Source organism: Paenibacillus sp. sgz302148 (assembly GCF_056120465.1).
In genome coordinates this window covers 118662-136855 of sequence record NZ_JBVYOJ010000009.1, presented here as the reverse complement: position 1 = coordinate 136855, position 18194 = coordinate 118662, and the positions used below count along the sequence as shown (strand labels likewise).

Sequence of the window (18194 nt, the reverse complement as noted above, 5' to 3'; positions counted from 1 at the left end):
CCTTTACGAGTCGTCACGATGGAATGACCGATACCGGCCCCTGATCGTTATTGCCTAGCTTCGATAAAATAACCCGAACCCTTCTCCACTCGCTTCTTCTCCACGAGGCTAACCTGCTTCACTTCCGGGTTCGCCACATAATGGCGCACGACTTGCGATTCGACGTAGCTGAACGCCTTTTCGTCGGAGTCGGCCAGGACGATCAAATAAGCCAATTGACCTTCGAGCTCGATTTCGATTTTATATAGAAACATCGCTATGCCTCCTATTGGGACAACCGCAGTGCCAATTCGTACAGCTCCATATTGAACTGCTTCTTGCTCTTCACGACGGTTTCGATATCGGTTGCCACTAGCTCGCCGCGAATCATGCCGCACGACTTGCCGGAAATGCCGTTCATCAGCTGACGCACCGCAAAATCGCCCAGTCGGCTGGCGAGCACCCGGTCGTTATGAGTCGGGGTTCCTCCGCGCTGAATGTGGCCGAGAACGGTTACGCGCGGCTCGATGCCGCTAGATTCGGACAGCTTGGCTGCAATATCTTCGCCCTTGCCGACTCCTTCGGCTACGACGATAATGCTGTGGCGTTTGCCGTGCTCGAAGTTTTCCTGCATCCGCTTCGCCACTTCATCCAAGTCATAAGGCACTTCCGGCACGAGAATCGTTTCCGCGCCGCTTGCAAGACCCGCATACAGCGCAATATCGCCGCAATGACGGCCCATAACTTCCACGATCGAAACGCGCTCGTGGGAAGTCATCGTATCGCGAAGCTTATTGATGGCGTCAACAACGATGCTGACCGCCGTATCGAAGCCGATCGTAAAATCGGTAAACGGAATGTCGTTGTCGATCGTCCCTGGGAGCCCCATCGTTTTGATGCCCTGCTGCGACAATTTGTGGGCACCTTGGTAAGAGCCGTCGCCGCCGATGACGACAAGGCCGTCGATACCGCGTTTGCGCAAAATTTCCGCGCCGCGCTGCTGCCCTTCCAGCGTCAGGAACTCCTTGCAACGAGCCGTTTGCAGAACAGTGCCGCCGCGTTGAATAATATCGCCGACGCTGCGCAAGTCCATCGGACGAATATCGTCGTTCAGCAGCCCGTAATACCCGCGTTGAATCCCGTATACTTCCAGCCCGTGGAACAGGGCACTGCGTACGACGGCGCGAACGGCCGCGTTCATCCCTTGCGAATCGCCTCCGCTTGTTAATACCGCAATCGATTTTACTTGTGACATGACATTTCCTCCCCAAAATTGTGAGCTCTTATTTCAATTTGCGGACCCAGATGCTGTTTAACCGGAAAAATATTCGCATCATCGGGCTATCGCGCATAATTCGTTCCGAGGTCATTCGTACATCGTGCTGATCCCTGATTTTCGGATCGGACAAATACAAAGCGATCAGGCCTTCGATAATCATCCGGTGAAAGCGGGCGTCCGCCAAGCCGGCGACATCCTCGCGCGCCCGCTCAACGATATACCCGATCCGATCGGCGGCCACTTCGCCGCTCTCGTAATAGTTGCAAAAATTCAAATCGCCGCCAAGGCGATCCTCCGCCTGGTCGATTAAATAATCGAGCAAAATATGAAGCCCGCATACGTGCGGAAAGTAGGCCTTGCGGATATAATCCGATGAACGCATGTCCAGTCCGGGGTCGGTCGCAGCCAGAAACAGCATGAATACGCCCAGCGTGGAACCTGTAGCCGCCGCGAATTCGTTCCATTCGATGTTCGGGTAATTCGCGCGGTGCTCTTCCCACCAGCCTAACAGCGCCGGCTCGCGATGATCGTGCCGAATATGTTTGTACACCTGCAAATCCGCGTACAATCCGACAAGTTCCGCAACATGCTGCCTTACGAGCGGATAAGACGGGAGCTTCGCAATGCACGACTGGCACGTCCGCACCAGTTCGGGCAAATACCCGCCGTCCTCGCGTTCGCTCCGAAGCGCGTAATAATCCCGCACCGGCGAACCGGGATTAACCGCATCGAGCATCGATTGATGCAGCAGACGGAAGTCGTCGGCATCGAGCGATGTGCTGCGGTCGCATAAGTTGTCCAAGTAATCGCTAATCGTCTGGAACGCAACGATCAGCGGAATCAATACATGCCTTTGCGGCAAATTCGCCGCTGCGTACACGGCGCCGCCTTGGCAATGGAACTTCTTGTCCGTCATGCTGGCGATCGCCTGCTTCTTCAGTTCAGGATCGGGCATTGTCTCAGCCAACCGCCGCCATTTCGCAAGCTCGGTTCGCACTTCGGGCAGCACATATTTGTATACCCGGTACATGAGCTTGATGGGCCCTTTAGGGACGAGACGGCGGCGATATTCATCCTGTCTGTCGCCCCGGATTAAGCCGGGACTGCGTTGCTGCTCATCCTGCTTCAACAATTGCGCCTCCACTGCTTCGCTTATAGCTGAACTGTAATAATAACATCATTTCGATCCGCTGGATATGTAACAAGGCGGCTTCCGTCAGCTCCGTTCCATACCCGGCCGTCTGCTGCTGGACCGCGTCGACGAATAAATACGGATTCCACTGCGGCTGTTCCGCGGCTTGAAGCAAGGTCGTCTTCACCTTGTTCGCACCCGATCCCATAAGCGGTTCGTTGTCCGATATCCATCGTGACACCTGACCGGACAACGTCTCGAATATCGGATGGACGCCGACTAGCCGGAACCAATATTTCGCATTGCCATAATCCTTTTCCATACGGTGCATTAAGCCGTGCCAATAGCTGCCCGTTTCATTGTCGATTTCCTGCGACAGATCATGGGACCGGTCAAGGCTGTCGTTCCATAGATGCAGCCCTGACTTGACGGCCTGCGCATAATGCAGCCCGCCGCTCTTGCGCAGCGGATCCGCCGTCAGCCGCTCGGGATCTATGGCCCGGATTTCGGCGTCCAAAACTTCGTCCCATATTCGCACAGGCGCCAGCGATTGCAGCGGGCTTCTTTGGCTGAGCCGCCGCGCGATCGTTTCAATCATCGCCGCTTCCTCCTAACGAAAACATTTCTGATTATTATAAAATATTTTGGGCATAAAAGCGAAAACGTTCTCGCACCGTCTATTGATGCAGCTTCGCTTCGGCATGCTGATTGGCTCTGTACCAGAGATGCAAGTCGTTAATGCAGCTCGCCAAGTCGGCAATCTCCCAATTCAACCTGCACGATATATCAAACCGCGGCTCCACGTTCAATTGAGCCTGTTTCTCGTTAATGATCCGTTCCAGCTCAAAAATGCGTGACGGGATTCTTCCGCGGATTTGCTCCCATTCGTATAAGATTTGCGCGCGCTCCGTCTCGCTGTAATGCTCCCAGTCCAGTTCCAGTTGCGGAAGCATAATGCCCAACCGTTCGTCGAGCACAAACTCGTATTTCTCCATAACCTTCTCCCCAATCTCTCCCCGACAGCGATAAATGCCGTCGGCATGATCCGTGAAACGTTATTATTGTTACTGTACCACTTCGATTGACGTTATGCTAGATCGTTTCATTATGTAAGGGATTACAAACTTAAAAAAGCGGCTTCCGCATAGCCGAACCTATCGTAAAGGCTTACCCGCCGATGATAGCCGTGTTATACTGTCTAGAAAACCGTTCCTTCACGTTAATGCTTTACCGGACTTGCGTTTTTTATCGTTCAACAATTAACGGCAATGCACTGCCGTCAGGGAGGCTTTCAGATGTCAGACAGCGATAGTGTTCCTTCATCGCAGCACCATTTATTGCGTGCATTTTCGTTTTCGATTTTTACGACGATGGCCATTGTCGTCTCCTATTTCCCGCTTTACTTCGACTATCAAGGTTACTCGAAGGTTGAAATCGGCATCTTATATTCGATCGGACCGTTCGTTTCCATTGCTTCCAACTTGATCTGGGGAATTGCAAGCGACCGTTTCCACACGATCAAACGGATGCTCATCACGATTCTGATCGGCCAGATCGTGGCGCTGGTCGCCGTCGGCTATACGAACAGCCTGTACGGCGTGATCGCCGCGATGAGCCTGTTTTATTTTTTTCAGACTCCTGTCAATCCGCTCACGGACAGCTTAACGCTGCTCACCGTCAGTAAAAGCGGCAAAAGCTACGCTTCGATACGCGTTTTTGGCTCGCTAGGCTTTGCCGCATCGGCCTTGTTTTTCGGCATGGTGCTGAAAGGACAGGTCGCGCAGCACGCCGTTGTGCTTTGCTTATGTACCATTTCCGTTTCCTTGTTGTTTTCATTTACGCTGAAGGACCAACAGGGCAGCTATCGCAAAATGGAATTTTCCAATATTTTTAAAATCATCGGACAACGCAAGTTTATCTGGTTTTTGATAGGGATATTGATCGTTTCCGTCGCCCATCGGATGAACGAAGGTTTTCTCGCATTAAGCTTGCGCCAGATGGGCGCCGGCGACGAAATCATCGGCTGGTCCTGGATGGCGTCGGCGGTTAGCGAAATCCCGGTGTTTTTCTTCTTGAGCAAATACGGGCACAAGTTCAAGGAACTGCCGCTGCTTGCCGTTGCGAGTCTCATGTACGCCATTCGCTTCCTGCTTGTCAGCGTCGTTTCCGATCCCGGCTGGGTCATCGCGATCCAGACGATGCACAGCGTCTCGTTCGGGATTTACTTCTTCACGTCGCTGCGTTTCCTGCAGCTGCTTATCCCGGACGAATACCGGGCAACCGGTCAAGCCGTCTATACGGTCGTATGGTCCGGCATTGCAGGACTGCTAAGCGGTACGATCGGCGGCGCTCTGCTGCAATCGTGGGGGACCGTCGCCTTGTACAGATGCGCGATGATTCTCGCACTCATCGGATTCGTCGGCTTTTTCGCCGCTCAGCTATGGGGTAAATCGAAGGAGGATACGACGCTTGGCATGTGACGGATAGGCTAGCCGTACTCGCTGAACTACGGGAAACACACTTATGGCTGGCTTGTATCGCATGTTTTCAACTTCATTTGCGTTGCTTTTTTCCGATTCCAGTATATAATTAGAATGACCTTTTAGTAGCAGCCCCTAAGACGAGGGCAAAGAAACCATACGAATAAGAGGACGAGATCATATGGATTTTGAACAATTGAAGCAAGTGATTCATGAGCGTCGAAGCGTACGCAAATTTACGGAACAAGACGTTTCCACCCAAGACATTAAAGATATTATCGACTGCGCGCGTTATGCGCCGAGCGACACGAACTCGCAGACGTGGGAATTTATTGCGGTCACGAACCGCGAAATGATCAAAAAAATCGAAGAGATGACTTGGGAGCAGCTTCATCTCCGCGCGCAGGAAGCGGAAGCCAAAGGCCTGAGCAAAGAAGGCCGCTTGCTCGTCAAGTCGTTCGGACCCTACGCAACGGCATTCTCGAACGCCCCGGTGCTCATCATTTGTCTGGCTACGCCGTACAACTCGAAGTTCCGCGAGCGAATTTTCGACCCGATCGCACTTGTTAACGACGATGTATGGCGCGAAGAAGGCATCAAGAGCAGTTGCCTTGCCTCGCAAAATCTCATGCTGGCCGCTCATGCAAAAGGGCTGGCGACTTGTCCGATGACCGGTCCGGTGCTGCTCGCCGAGCATCAGTTGAAGCAGTTCCTGGAAATTGAAGACGACCGTCAGGTCAACATGGTCATTTCCCTTGGACATCCTGCCGAAATACCGGGCAAATTGCCGCGCAAGGAAGTCGACGAAATTTTGCGTATCGTAAACTAGCATAAGCGCAATAAAACCGCTGAAGCCAATCTGCTCCGGCGGTTTTTTTGTCTATATAATAAGAAAAGCAGCCCTCTGGCGAGAGCTGCGCTTGAATTGCCACGACACCACCTATATATAAAACTTCATAACGAAGCTTGAGATGCGCATCCGTGGATCAGCTGAAGTTGTTTTAAGCGATACAGTTCATTGCGTCTTAAGACTTATAATGCTGTATCTAATGAAATATCTTATAATTTCGTCACGTTAGCAGCTTGTGGGCCGCGGTTTCCTTGAACGATTTCAAACTCTACCGCTTGACCTTCGTCCAAAGTTTTGAAGCCTTCGCCTTGAATTGCGGAGAAATGTACGAATACGTCGTTGCCATTTTCAACTTGAATGAATCCATAGCCTTTTTCTGCATTGAACCATTTTACAGTACCTTTCAAATGAACAACCTCCTAAATATATCGCCATCTATGGCGAGTATCCTCATTATACCTGCATTTCCAGCCAAAATCAACCGGATTTTGTTAGTTATTCGGGAATACCAATGCGCAGCAGCGTGGACGAACCTGGTATAAATGGAAGCTCGCTTGTCAATTGCTCGATCTCTGCGCCCGACACTCGAAGTTGCTCCATAAGCTCCTCCAGCCAGGAGTACGGCTCCCAACGCAACGAGCTTAGCGGATAAATTCTGATCTCTCCGCCGGGCCGGCAAACCCGCATTAGCTCACGTATGGCGCGCAAATGGAAATCATAATCGAACTGGTCCTCGTATAGAAACAAGAAATGGCTGCACAATACAAGACCAAAAGTCCCGTCCGGAAACGGCAGCTGCGGCAGCACTCCCGGGACATAGCGTCTAGGAGAGCCCTTATCTTCGTCTGCGCTTTTATGTTCGATAAATAACTCGAGCGACTTCTCCCTGCCGGCTCTATGACGGGACAAGTCTCCGTAATAAGTCCAGTCAAACCGGTCCTTCAACCCTTCAAGCTTGGCGGTGGATACTTCAATTTCCTTCAAACCTTTAACCCGAAGCTCAAAAGCCTCCGAAGCATATTGCGGGTCGACCGCATAAGCATCATACCCTCTGCGGAACGCCTCGCCCGTGAACGAAGCCGCTCCTCCGGCTACGTCCAGAATCGGTCCCCTGCCCATGCTCGCTTCATTCAAAGCGAACATCCGCTCATATTCGGCATACGAACGGCATGTCACCGCTACGCCGATTTGCTCATACCCTCGTTTATCCATCTTCTCATCTCTCCTCGTCTCGGCTCAACTTCGCTAACCTCATCTTATACCGCCTTTTTCCAGCGGTTATTCGGGATTGTATCACGGAGCCCGCAATCCGGCAATCCCTTCGCCATCAATTCAAAATTGGTAAAAACATCGCCGCCATGGTAAAGTAATAATGCAACCGAGGATCATCGGCGAAATGAATGCAGAGGAGAATACCAAATGGAAAAGGTGTTCAAGAAGCACCAGATTTATAAAACCGACAAATGGAATATGATGACAGTTGAAGTGCAGGGCAAAACATTGGTATTGCGCGAAATTTCCGATCAATGGGGCGAGGAATGCCATACGTTCCTGAGCCGTCCGGAAATGATGCATTGGGTGAACCGGCGTTTCCCTAAAGAAGAGTATGCCGGCCGAGAGCAGGAATGGGAGCAAATTATGGAGGCGTTTCAGCAAGTGTAGCGCCCCGGCGTTTCCCGTTTTCGAAAAAATTGCTCGTCTGTTGGCTTGACCTGCGGCCATGGCGCAACTATAATGAAGACAATAGAATATGTTCTCTGAAGGGGAGTAGCTGTACAATAAAGTCGTCAATCCGGGATTCGTCCCCGGCTTTATTGGCAACGTAAACCGTTGTTAGCAAGACCTTTACCAATGCGCGGTAAAGGTCTATTTATATTTAGAGCGCCTTTACCGAAGCGATGTCGCAGCGGCAGAGGCGTTTTTTATTTGCACAAAATTTGGAGAGGAGTCGCGAACGAATGAACTGGATTGAAATGTTAACTGCTTTATTCAGCATCGTGGTCATTGACCTGGTGCTGGCCGGCGACAATGCGATCGTGATCGGGTTGGCGGCACGGAACTTGCCGAAAAGCATGCAGAAGAAAGTAATTATTTGGGGCTCCGCAGGTGCCGTCATCATCCGGGCAATCGCAACGCTGCTTGTCGTATGGCTGCTCAAGATCCCGGGACTGCTACTTGCGGGCGGGATCATGCTGATCTGGATCGCTTACAAGCTGCTTACGGAGAAGAAGGATCACGAAGATGTCAAAGCGGGAACAAGCTTATGGGCAGCGATACGGACAATCATTATCGCCGACGCCGTCATGGGCCTAGACAATGTCATCGCCGTCGCCGGCGCTTCGCACGGCAGCCCGCTGCTCGTTATTATCGGCCTGTTGATCAGCGTGCCGATCGTCGTGTGGGGAAGCACCGTCATTCTGAAGCTGATCGAACGTTTTCCCGTCATTATTTATGTCGGTTCCGGAGTGCTCGCATTCACAGCCGGGAAAATGATCGTAGACGAGCCTTTCTTGAAAGACTATTTCGTTTCGCACAGCGTCTTGAAATGGAGCGTGATCGCCCTCCTCGTCGTCGCCGTCGTGATTGTCGGTCTCGTGAAGAACATAAAATCGCAGGCTGCAGCCGTATCGGAACGCCAGGAATAAATCGCTTCACTAACGGAAAAGAAGGAATTATGCCGGTTTCTGCCGAAGGTATACGGCGACATACGACTTCATATTTGTAGGGGTGCTGATTTATGGATACCGGCGCAATTGTCGCTTTCATTATCGTCGCATTTTCGCTGGCGGCCATCTTAATTATGAAACGGGATACGGTACCGCCGTCATTGCGTCGCGGGATGGCGATCGTAACGCTCGTTCTCGTCGCTTTTGCGTTTTTTATGATCGTTTACAGCCTGCTGCAGATGGGCAAGTGAATATCCCGTTCGGTAACGCATAGGAAAGCATCCGAACGAATGATTAGGAGAGCGCCTTTTAGGCGCTCTTTGCTTTGTCAGCGAAAACCGCCCGAACCTGAAGCTTTCTAGAAATATAAGCTTCAGCTTCGCTGAACGATTACTTTCTGCTATGATAAGAAGAGACGGCCATGGTCATACTAAGGGACATTATTCCTGCGTCCAGGAGTTGTTGCCCGTGAGAAAAATGTCCGCGATATTGACCGTATGTCTTGTTACGCTTTGCTTGGCACCATCGATCTCCGCACAATCGCAACAAAAACCATCTCATTTAATCAGGAGGGATTCCATGAATCACGTACCGAAACGTTCGGAAACGCCCGTAGAGCACCGCTGGAAGCTGGAGGATTTGTTCGCCGATCAGCAGGCATGGGACAAGGAATACGCCGAAGTAAAGGATCAATTGAAGCAAATCGCCGCATTCCAAGGCAAGCTGAACGATCCGCAGCAGTTGAAAAACTGTTTGGATCTTGATGAGAGCATTTCCTTACATACGGAACGCCTATACGTCTACGCCAATATGCGCCATCATGAGGACATGGCGGAACCTACATACCAATCGTTGTCCGAAAAGTCGAAGAAGCTCAGCGTGGAAGCGAACGAAGCGACCTCTTTCATTACGCCGGAGATTTTGAATTTATCCGCCGAACAGCTGGACACCTTCATCTCCAACCCATTGCTCGCCCCTTTCAAACGGACGCTGAAAGAAATGAAACGGCAAAAACCGCACGTCCTGTCGAAAGCGGAAGAAGCGCTCATGGCCCAGGTCGGCAATTTGTCGCAGGCGCCTAGCACGATTTACGGCATGCTGAACAATGCGGACATGAAATTTCCTAAGATTAAGGACGAGAACGGCGAAGAAGCCGAGCTGACCCATGGCCGGTACATCCAGTTCCTAGAGAGCAAAAATCGCGAAGTCCGCAAAAACGCCTTCGAAACGATGTATGCGACTTACGGCAAGCAGAAAAATACGATTGCAGCTACGCTCAGCGCCAACGTGGCCAAAAACATGTTCTACGCCAAAGCCCGTAAATACCCTTCCGTATTGGAAATGTCGCTGTTCGGCGACAACATTCCGAAGGAAGTGTATACGAACCTGATCGATACGATCCACGAACATTTGCCGTTAATGTACCGTTACATGAACCTGCGCAAAAAACTGCTCAAGGTCGACGAGCTGCATATGTACGACTTGTTCGCACCGCTTGTGGAGCAATTCGATATGAACATCACGTACGAGCAAGCGCAGCAAACGGTCAAAGAAAGCTTGAAGCCGCTCGGAGATGATTACGTTCAGGCGCTGCAATCGGGGTATGACGACGGCTGGATCGACGTCTACGAGAACGAAGGCAAACGAAGCGGAGCCTACAGCTGGGGCGCGTATGGCACGCATCCTTACGTGCTGCTCAACCATAAGGACAACTTGAACAGCATGTTCACGCTCGCTCACGAAATGGGCCATGCGCTTCATTCCTACTACTCGGACAACAACCTCGAGTATCGCGACGCGCAATATACGATATTCCTGGCCGAAGTCGCCTCGACGCTGAACGAAGCGCTTCTAATGGACTATATGCTGAAGAAGTCGACCGATCCGAAGGAAAAAATGTACCTGCTCACCTATTACGCCGACCAGTTCCGGACGACCGTGTTCCGGCAAACGATGTTCGCCGAATTCGAGAAAATCGTCCACGACCGATCGGAAGCCGGCGAGTCGCTGACGCCGCAGGAATATTCGAAAATCTACTATGACTTGAATCTGAAATATTACGGCGAAGATATGGTCGTCGATAAGGACATCGAGCTGGAATGGGCGCGCATCCCCCACTTCTACACCAGCTTCTATGTGTTCAAATACGCGACCGGCTTCTCCGCCGCGACCAGCTTTGCAAAGCAAATTCTCGACGAAGGCGCTCCTGCGGTCGACCGTTACCTCGGCTTCCTGAAAAGCGGGGGCAGCGACTATTCGATCAATATCCTGAAACGCGCCGGGGTCGACATGTCTTCGCCGGAGCCGATCCGTCAAGCGATGGCCGTATTTGCCGAACTGATCGAGCAAATGGAGCAGCTGACGAAATAACCGAATAAGCAGCGCTTTTGGCAAGCCTCCCATTCCGATATGGCGAGGCTTGTTTTTTATTTTATTAAATTCCTATTGACTTACTTGGTATTACCCCTTATAGTGTGTCTATATCAAACTTTACATAATGTAAATTCTTGTTGCACAGCTTGACAAAAGAAGTTATTATTGCTCATGTTGAGAATAACTGCTGCACCAAGAGATTTACGTCAAGGAGGACGAACAATGAACGCATCTCGCAACAAATCGGCACTTATTCTAAGTCTACTGATCGTCGTGGCGATCCTGTTCACCGCTTGCGGTTCCAAACCGGCGGAGGACAAGTCCGCTGCGGGCGAAGACAATAAGCAAACCGAACAAACCAACGAACAGACGCAAGGCGACAAACAAGCGGACAACTCGCTTAGCGGCAAAAAAATCGCGCTGGTGATGCAGTTTAACATCGGCACGTTTTCCGCGCAATACATCGCCGGCGTCAAAGAACAAGCCGAAAAACTCGGCGGCGAAGTGACGGTATTCGCTTCCGATGGCGACCTCGCCAAAATGGCATCCAACCTGGATGCTGCCGTCAACCAAAGATTCGACGGCATTCTGATCGACCACGGCCAACCGAAAGCGCTGGAAGCCGGCGTGAAAAAAGCGGCCGAAGCGAAAATCCCGGTTGTTGTGTTCGACGCAGACATCAAAGTTCCCGGCGTGACGCTGCTTCAGCAGGACGACCGTCAGTTGGCCGACATGACGCTGGAGCAACTCGCCAAAGATATCGGCGGCAAAGGCAACATCGTTAAAGTATGGGTTGCCGGCTTTGCTCCGATGGAAAGAAGACAAGAATCGTACAAAGCGTTCCAAGCGAAATATCCGGACATTAAAGAAATCGCCGCGTTCGGTACGGCCGACAAGCCGGCACTCGATTCGCAATCTCAAATGGAAGCGATCCTGAAGCAATATCCGAATAAGGGCGACATCAGCGCCGTATGGGCAACATGGGATGAATTCGCCAAAGGCGCGGTCAAAGCGATCCAACAAGCCGGTCGTACCGAAATCAAAGTATACGGCATCGACATGAGCGACGAGGACTTGCAGCTGATCCAAAGCGAAAACAGCCCATGGGTAGGCTCCGCTGCCGTCGATCCGAAGGACATCGGACGCGTGCAGGTACGCTACCTGTACCAAAAATTCCATGGCGATCAAACGGAAGACACTGTTGTTCTGAAGCCTTCCCTCGTTCTGCGTGACGCACTGCCGAAAGACGCCAAAGTTACGCTGGCCGATCTCGACAAATATGTTGAAGGCTGGGGCAAAAGCGAGCAAGGCTACACGGATTGGCTGAAAGAACTGGAAGCAAACGGCGGTAAATAAGATGATGTACACGATGCAGTAACCAAGAAACCCCATTGGCCTGCCGGCGACTGGACGAGCTCTCGATCCCATGTCGCCGCGGCTGATGGGATTTCTTTGTAAACGATACCCAAATTCCGATCCGAAAAAAGAGGTGCGAACCCGATGTCTGAACGTGAGAATTTGCTGGAAATGCGCGGGATTTCCAAGTCGTTCGCCGGCGTGGCGGCGCTTACCGTCGTCGATTATTCGGTGCGCGGCGGCGAAATACACGCCCTTCTCGGCGCTAACGGAGCCGGGAAAAGCACGCTGATGAAAATATTGTCGGGCGCGTATACGCCGGACGAAGGCACGATCACATTAAACGGCGCGGCGCTGCCGGTCTCCTCCCCCGCCGATGCGAAAATGCACGGCATTCAATGCGTTTATCAGGAGGTTGACACCGCTCTGATCCCGCAGTTGAGCGTAGCCGAGAACATTATGCTCGACCGGCTGTCTGCCGACGGCGGGAAGCAGTGGATCGGCTGGGGCGCCTTATACAAGGAAGCCGAGCAAGTGCTGCAGCAGCTGGATGCCGTCATCCCGGTGCGCAAAAAGTCGGCTGACCTGACGCTCTCGGAGAAGCAGCTCGTCTTGATCGCCCGGGCGCTGGCGCAGCAGGCGAAATTTATTATTTTCGACGAGCCGACGGCTCCGCTTAGCTTGGAGGAAACCGAGCGGCTGTTCCGCGTGATGGAACGGTTGAAACGGACCGGCGTCGGCTCCATCTTCATCTCCCACCGTCTGCCGGAAGTATTCCGGATGTGCGACCGGATCACGGTCATGCGCGACGGCAAGCACGTGATGACGAAGCCGAGCGGCGAAACGGACAGCCAAGACGTCATCTTCCATATGCTCGGCCGAAGCTTCGAGGACGAGTTCCCGAAGACGGTCGTCAAGGCGGGCGAAATGCTGCTGGAAGCGGACGGGTTAAAGCGCGGCGGCAAAGTGCGCGGCGTATCGCTTCAGGTGCGCAGCGGCGAGATCGTCGGCGTCGTTGGACTCGTCGGCGCGGGCAAAACCGAGCTGTCGCGCCTGCTGTTCGCCGCCGACCCGCTTGATGCGGGTGCGATCAAGCTGCGCGGCAAGGCGCTCAAGCTGCGCGAGCCTTCCGACGCCGTCGAGGCGGGCATCGTGCTCGTGCCGGAGGAACGGCGCAAGCAGGGCATTCTCGTCGGTGAATCGGTGCGCAGCAATATGAGCTTGCCTAGCCTGAAGCGGCTAAGCGGCGCGCTCGGATTTTTGCGGCGCAAGCAGGAGTCGGAGCTCGCCCGGGAACAGGTCGAGAAGCTTGGCGTGAAGACGCCGTCCATTCAACAGCTTGTCGGTTATTTGAGCGGCGGCAACCAGCAGAAGGTCGCCATCGGCAAATGGCTGTCCACGCAAGCGGACGTCTTTTTGTTCGATGAGCCGACCAAAGGCGTCGATATCGGCGCCAAAAGCGATATTTTCCACATTATCGGCCAGCTTGCGCAGCAAGGAAAAGGCATCGTTTATTTTTCCTGTGAGTTTGCGGAAATTATGGGCATTGCCGACCGGATTTATGTCATGTGCGACGGGCAGCTCGTGAAGGAATTCGCTCGCGGCGAAGTGACGCAGGACCAACTATTGTATTACGCCAGCGCTGGGCAGGAGGTTGTATGATGAAAGAAAAATCTTTGGAATTTTCATTCCGCTATGGGGCCATCTTGATCATTTTAGCGGTCATTGCGTTTTTTTCGCTGCGATTCGAATATTTCTTTACGTATGGCAATATGGCGGACATCCTCCGCTCGATTTCGATCGTAACGTTTGTCGCCATTGGCGTCACGTTCTCCTTGATCGTTGACGGCTTCGACCTTTCCGTTGGCTCGACGGTCTCGCTCTCGACGGTCGTTTCGGCATCGCTAATGGTATGGTATCAACAGCCGCTGTATGTCGTTATCCCGGTTTCGCTTGCGATCGGCGCGGTGATCGGACTGATTAACGCGTTCCTGATCGTGAAAGTACGGATCCCCGATTTGCTGTCGACGCTCGCCGTCATGTACATTATCGATGGCGTGCAGCGGACATACACCAAAGGGTATTCGGTCTACGACAATATGCCGATGGAAGACGGCTCCACAGCCCCAGGCGTTATTAGCGAAGGCTTTCTGTGGATCGGGCAAGGCTCGATCGGCAAAGACTGGTTCGGCGAAGGCGCTTGGCCGGGCATTCCGGTTCCGGTGCTGCTCATGGTCATCGCCGTTGCGGGCGTCCATGTGTTCCTGAAATATACGCGCTGGGGTCGGCAAATGTACATTACCGGCGGCAACGAGGAAGCCGCCCGCTTATCCGGCTTGAAGGTCAAGCGGGTGCGGATGATCGCTTACATCTTGTCCGGCTTGTTCGCCGCCTTCGCCGGTATTCTATTCGCATCGCGCGTCGGCACGGGACAAGTTGACGCCGGCGCTCCGCTGCTCATGGAGGCGGTCGCCGCCGTATTCGTCGGCTTCTCCGTATTCGGCGCAGGCAAACCGAACGTCATCGGCACGTTCTTCGGAGCGGTGCTGACCGGGGTATTGCTGAACGGCCTAACGATGATGAAGCTGCCTTATTATTCGTTTTCGATCGTCAAAGGCCTTGTGCTCGTGTTGGCACTGGCGATTACGTTCGTGCACTTGAACCGGAAGAAAGTATAATTCGGATCCGAAAGCTTACAAGTTCATACGAAAACCCGCAGTTCAAACCGATGACTGGAGCTCTTGCTCTCGCCTCGGCCGGCTGCGGGTTTTTATGTACTGTTTATTCCCTCAAATGCTTCCGTATGAAATGCATCGCCTTGCGAATTTGATCGCCATTCACCTCATGCCCCATAAACGGGTAAACGTGAATTTCCTTTTCGCTCGTTAGTTGATTATACACGGCGAAAATCGTTTCCGGCATGCAGACCGTATCTTTGCCTCCGGCCGTAACCATCGTAGGAATATTGATCCGATCGGCCAAGTTCATCATATCGAAATAACGGATCGTATCCATCACCGTCCCGGTATGATGCGGGTATTGATGCAAGAATGAGGCGATTTCCGCAAGCGAGCTTGTGGAATTCAAAATGCCGAAATCCATTTGGCACATATTCGGAATCATCGCGACGCATAGGGAAGGAATGTCGCTTAACGCCGCAGCGACAAGCGCTAGCCCTCCCCCCTGGCTGCCTCCCATCACGACGATGTTGGACGGGTCGGCATAAGGCAGCTTGCCCGCAAGCTCGCACGCTTTAAAAGCGTCAATCGCGATTGCCTGATAATAGCTTCTTTCTTTGTCGAGGATGCCTTGGGTCACCCAGCCTTTGATCATGCCGTAGGACTGGTCCAAGAGATTGCCCGTCTCGCCTGCCTGTCCGCGAACGTCGACGGCGAGTACGGCTGCCCCTGTCAGCAGCCATTGCGCATAAGATTCCGGGTAGCCTTTGTCTCCTGTATATCCGTGGAAATGAACGATGCACGGAACTTTTCCCGTAACGTCCCCTCCTGGCTCATCTTGTCCATAATTCGGCCTTCCTTTGCCTTCGGGCTGTCCCAAAGCAAACGTCGGTACGATGTACCAAGCGTGAATCGGCGTTTCGTCATAGCCTTGAAAGGTTACTTTGTAGACTTTGGCATAGTCAAGCGGCGTCTCCGTTTCCGTGATCGTTTCATATAAAGGCTTCTTGCGGGCTTGATCAAGCGCGCGGTCCCAATAGTCGCGCAAGTCCTCCGGCGGGTTCGGCTGAACGCGATACGCGCGCAAATCCTCGATTCTTCTTTCGATGGCATTCATCGGTATTCTCCTCCCGGCTTTCGCCCGAAATTCGCAATGGCCGGACGCTCACCCAAATTGACAAACCTATGCTATAATTGGTTGAATCGCCTTCCAATATTCTTAAGTCCAATTTTAACAACAATGGGAGTTATCCGCTACAATGATGACGAATTATAAATTGCTCGTCCTCGATTTGGACGGTACGCTGCTGGAACCTTCCGGAACGATTTCCGCGGAGAACAAACGCTGGATCGCCAATGCTCGGAAGGCCGGCATGAACGTCACCTTCGCCAGCGGCAGACATCGCAAATATATGCGTGGTTATGCCGAGGAGCTGGGCATCACCGCTCCGATCGTATCCAACAACGGCTGCGACATTTGGCTCCCTGACGGAACGACGCTTCGGCGCTCGATCATGCCGGTAGAGCATATTCGCTTTCTGTACGGGCTGGCGCAGCAATACGGGCTCCGGTTTCGCGCTTACGCCGTGGAGGACGATTTCGAAGAAGACTTCTTTCGGCCCGAGTCGATGGATCGGTACCGGTGGCTCATGTGGATGTATCGGCTCGCCGAGAACGGCTCATCCATCAAAGATGCTTTATGGGCCGATTTGACGGCCTTCGGCAAGTTTGAACTCAGCATGGCCGGACCTTACAAGCTTGACGTCAACAGCCTCGGCATCAGCAAGGAGCTCGGCGTTCAGTATATTAGCGCCGAATTGGGCGTACATTCGAGCGAAGTCGTCGCCATCGGCGACGGATTAAACGATGTCAAGCTGCTGCGCTGGGCGGGTCTCGGCATCGCCATGGACAACGCTTCATGCGAAGTAAAAGCCGCCGCCGACCGGGTGACCGCAGATTTCCGGCAAGACGGAGTGGCGCTTGCCATCCGCCATATTTTAGAACAACAATCGACTACATAAGGAGCAAAGCCGCCATGAGAATTCAATGGACGATGATCGCCGCATTACTATTTGCACTCATTACAGCCGTATTCGCCGTCATTAACGTGAATCCGGTCGAAGTCAACTTCTTGTTCGGCTCGGCGGGCATCCCGCTTATTCTGGTCATTCTGGGCTCTGCGCTGCTCGGCGGGCTTATGGTCGGGCTTTACGGCATTATCCGGCAGTACAAGCTGCAGAAGCAGCTGCATGCCCTGAACAAGGAAATGGAACATATCATTGCCGAAACCGGTTATGTGCGTCCGGTTCCGGAACACGCTAATACGAACGAACAAGCCGCAATCAAGGAGGAGACTCATGAAAACTAAACTGAATCGCAGCTATCTGCTCTCGATACTGACCGAATTGCTCGGTACGCCAAGTCCAAGCGGCTTCTGCCGCAAAATAATGGACAAAGTGAGCGAAGAAGCCGGCAAGCTAGGGTATACGTGCGAATTTACGAACAAAGGCTGCTGCATCATTACGGTGCCGGGGCGCGAAGAAGGCGATGCGCTTGCGTTATCGGCACATGTCGATACGCTGGGAGCGATGGTCCGCTCGATCAAATCTTCGGGTACGCTCCGCCTCACGCCTGTCGGCGGCTATATGATGAGCGCCATCGAAAACGAATACTGCCAAATCCATACGCGCGGCGGCCAAACCTATAGCGGCACGATTTTGACGACACAACCTTCGGTTCACGTCTATTCCGATGCCCGGAGCTTATCCCGCGAGGAAGCGAATATGGAAGTACGCATCGACGAGCTGGTCAAATCCAAGGAGGATGTCGAGAAGCTGGGCATTCGGGTAGGCGATTTCGTGTCGTTCGACCCGCGCACCGTCGTCCTGCCGAACGGTTACATCAAATCGCGCCATCTGGACGACAAAGCGAGCGTAGCCGCCCTGTTCGGACTGCTGGAGTTGTTCGGGCGGGAGAAGCTGACCCCGAAACGTACGCTTAAGCTGTTTATTACGACTTACGAGGAAATCGGGCACGGGGCATCCTATATTCCGCCGGGCATCGAGGAGATGATCGCGGTCGACATGGGAGCGATCGGCGACGATCTAAGCTGTACGGAGCTCGACGTATCGATCTGCGCCAAAGACTCGTCCGGACCCTACGATTACGAAATGACATCGAAGCTCATCCGGTTGGCTGAACAGGAGAAGCTCAGCTATGTCGTTGACATTTATCCGCATTACGGCTCGGACGCTTCCGCGGCGCTGCGCGGCGGGAACAATATTCGCGGGGCGCTGATCGGTCCCGGCGTCCATGCTTCCCACGGCATGGAAAGAACGCATATCGACGCGATCGAAAGCACGGTTGTTCTGCTCGCCGCTTATTGTCTCGAATAAATCGGG

Annotated in this window: 20 protein-coding genes; 12 read left to right on the top strand and 8 right to left on the bottom strand. The window is 52.9% G+C overall.

The features are described 5' to 3' along the window. Positions 1-47: 47 nt before the first annotated feature. The 5 genes from AC0LWM_RS15110 to AC0LWM_RS15090 all read right to left on the bottom strand — a co-directional run bounded on the left by AC0LWM_RS15110 (position 48) and on the right by AC0LWM_RS15090 (position 3385). A complete protein-coding gene (locus AC0LWM_RS15110) occupies positions 48-254 on the bottom strand; it encodes a DUF3906 family protein (protein ID WP_474675789.1) in 207 nt (68 codons plus the stop codon). Between the two features lie 11 nt (positions 255-265). Continuing rightward, complete coding sequence (gene pfkA / locus AC0LWM_RS15105) at positions 266-1234, bottom strand: 6-phosphofructokinase (protein WP_474675788.1); 969 nt, start codon at positions 1232-1234, stop codon at positions 266-268. Positions 1235-1262: 28 nt separating this feature from the next. Continuing rightward, positions 1263-2288, bottom strand: coding sequence for a tetraprenyl-beta-curcumene synthase family protein (locus tag AC0LWM_RS15100; RefSeq protein WP_474675939.1), 1026 nt, complete (start codon positions 2286-2288; stop codon positions 1263-1265). Between the two features lie 85 nt (positions 2289-2373). Further along, on the bottom strand, positions 2374-2988 hold the full coding sequence (locus AC0LWM_RS15095) for a hypothetical protein (protein ID WP_474675787.1): 615 nt from the start codon (positions 2986-2988) through the stop codon (positions 2374-2376). Positions 2989-3067: 79 nt separating this feature from the next. Continuing rightward, entirely contained in the window at positions 3068-3385 is a 318-nt protein-coding gene (locus tag AC0LWM_RS15090; protein ID WP_474675786.1) for a hypothetical protein, read from the bottom strand. A gap of 300 nt (positions 3386-3685) precedes the next feature. Here AC0LWM_RS15090 and AC0LWM_RS15085 point away from each other — a divergent pair, with 300 nt between their 5' ends. Both AC0LWM_RS15085 and AC0LWM_RS15080 read left to right on the top strand, forming a co-directional pair. Beyond that, on the top strand, positions 3686-4870 hold the full coding sequence (locus tag AC0LWM_RS15085; protein WP_474675785.1) for an MFS transporter: 1185 nt from the start codon (positions 3686-3688) through the stop codon (positions 4868-4870). 181 nt (positions 4871-5051) lie between these two features. Then, positions 5052-5699 carry a nitroreductase family protein gene (locus AC0LWM_RS15080; protein ID WP_474675784.1) on the top strand — a complete coding sequence of 216 codons (648 nt, stop codon included), beginning with the start codon at positions 5052-5054 and terminating at the stop codon, positions 5697-5699. A gap of 230 nt (positions 5700-5929) precedes the next feature. On the opposite strand, the gene AC0LWM_RS15075 is transcribed toward AC0LWM_RS15080, so the two are convergent. Together AC0LWM_RS15075 and AC0LWM_RS15070 are read right to left on the bottom strand one after the other, a co-directional pair. Next, positions 5930-6127, bottom strand: coding sequence for a cold shock domain-containing protein (locus tag AC0LWM_RS15075; RefSeq protein WP_474675783.1), 198 nt, complete (start codon positions 6125-6127; stop codon positions 5930-5932). Positions 6128-6215: 88 nt separating this feature from the next. Next, on the bottom strand, positions 6216-6932 hold the full coding sequence (locus AC0LWM_RS15070; RefSeq protein WP_474675782.1) for a class I SAM-dependent methyltransferase: 717 nt from the start codon (positions 6930-6932) through the stop codon (positions 6216-6218). A gap of 216 nt (positions 6933-7148) precedes the next feature. Between AC0LWM_RS15070 and AC0LWM_RS15065 the strand changes: the two genes are divergently transcribed. The 7 genes from AC0LWM_RS15065 (at position 7149) to AC0LWM_RS15035 (ending at position 14793) form a co-directional block, all read left to right on the top strand. Continuing rightward, positions 7149-7382, top strand: a complete 234-nt coding sequence (locus AC0LWM_RS15065; protein WP_474675938.1) for a hypothetical protein — start codon at positions 7149-7151, stop codon at positions 7380-7382. 296 nt (positions 7383-7678) lie between these two features. Then, positions 7679-8365, top strand: coding sequence for a TerC family protein (locus tag AC0LWM_RS15060; protein ID WP_474675781.1), 687 nt, complete (start codon positions 7679-7681; stop codon positions 8363-8365). Positions 8366-8457: 92 nt separating this feature from the next. Further along, a complete protein-coding gene (locus AC0LWM_RS15055; protein ID WP_474675780.1) occupies positions 8458-8637 on the top strand; it encodes a hypothetical protein in 180 nt (59 codons plus the stop codon). A gap of 328 nt (positions 8638-8965) precedes the next feature. Then, positions 8966-10756: an oligoendopeptidase F gene (gene pepF / locus AC0LWM_RS15050; RefSeq protein ID WP_474675779.1), complete on the top strand. Its 1791-nt coding sequence runs from the start codon at positions 8966-8968 to the stop codon at positions 10754-10756. Between the two features lie 225 nt (positions 10757-10981). Then, positions 10982-12115 carry a sugar ABC transporter substrate-binding protein gene (locus tag AC0LWM_RS15045; protein ID WP_474675778.1) on the top strand — a complete coding sequence of 378 codons (1134 nt, stop codon included), beginning with the start codon at positions 10982-10984 and terminating at the stop codon, positions 12113-12115. A gap of 144 nt (positions 12116-12259) precedes the next feature. Further along, on the top strand, positions 12260-13777 hold the full coding sequence (locus AC0LWM_RS15040) for a sugar ABC transporter ATP-binding protein (RefSeq protein WP_474675777.1): 1518 nt from the start codon (positions 12260-12262) through the stop codon (positions 13775-13777). Beyond that, positions 13777-14793, top strand: coding sequence for an ABC transporter permease (locus tag AC0LWM_RS15035; protein WP_474675776.1), 1017 nt, complete (start codon positions 13777-13779; stop codon positions 14791-14793). Before AC0LWM_RS15040 ends, AC0LWM_RS15035 begins: the two co-directional genes overlap by 1 nt. A 103-nt stretch (positions 14794-14896) precedes the next feature. Here AC0LWM_RS15035 and AC0LWM_RS15030 read toward each other — a convergent pair whose 3' ends face one another. After that, positions 14897-15910: an acetylxylan esterase gene (locus AC0LWM_RS15030; protein ID WP_474675775.1), complete on the bottom strand. Its 1014-nt coding sequence runs from the start codon at positions 15908-15910 to the stop codon at positions 14897-14899. Positions 15911-16052: 142 nt separating this feature from the next. Between AC0LWM_RS15030 and AC0LWM_RS15025 the strand changes: the two genes are divergently transcribed. Genes AC0LWM_RS15025 through AC0LWM_RS15015 form a run of 3 tightly spaced genes read left to right on the top strand, consistent with a single transcriptional unit; the run spans position 16053 to position 18188 of the window. Further along, positions 16053-16814 carry an HAD family hydrolase gene (locus AC0LWM_RS15025; protein ID WP_474675774.1) on the top strand — a complete coding sequence of 254 codons (762 nt, stop codon included), beginning with the start codon at positions 16053-16055 and terminating at the stop codon, positions 16812-16814. Positions 16815-16828: 14 nt separating this feature from the next. Continuing rightward, positions 16829-17161 carry a LapA family protein gene (locus AC0LWM_RS15020; RefSeq protein WP_474675773.1) on the top strand — a complete coding sequence of 111 codons (333 nt, stop codon included), beginning with the start codon at positions 16829-16831 and terminating at the stop codon, positions 17159-17161. Beyond that, positions 17151-18188 (top strand): M42 family metallopeptidase, encoded by a 1038-nt coding sequence (locus tag AC0LWM_RS15015; protein ID WP_474675772.1) that lies wholly within the window; start codon positions 17151-17153, stop codon positions 18186-18188. Before AC0LWM_RS15020 ends, AC0LWM_RS15015 begins: the two co-directional genes overlap by 11 nt. Positions 18189-18194: the final 6 nt, after the last annotated feature.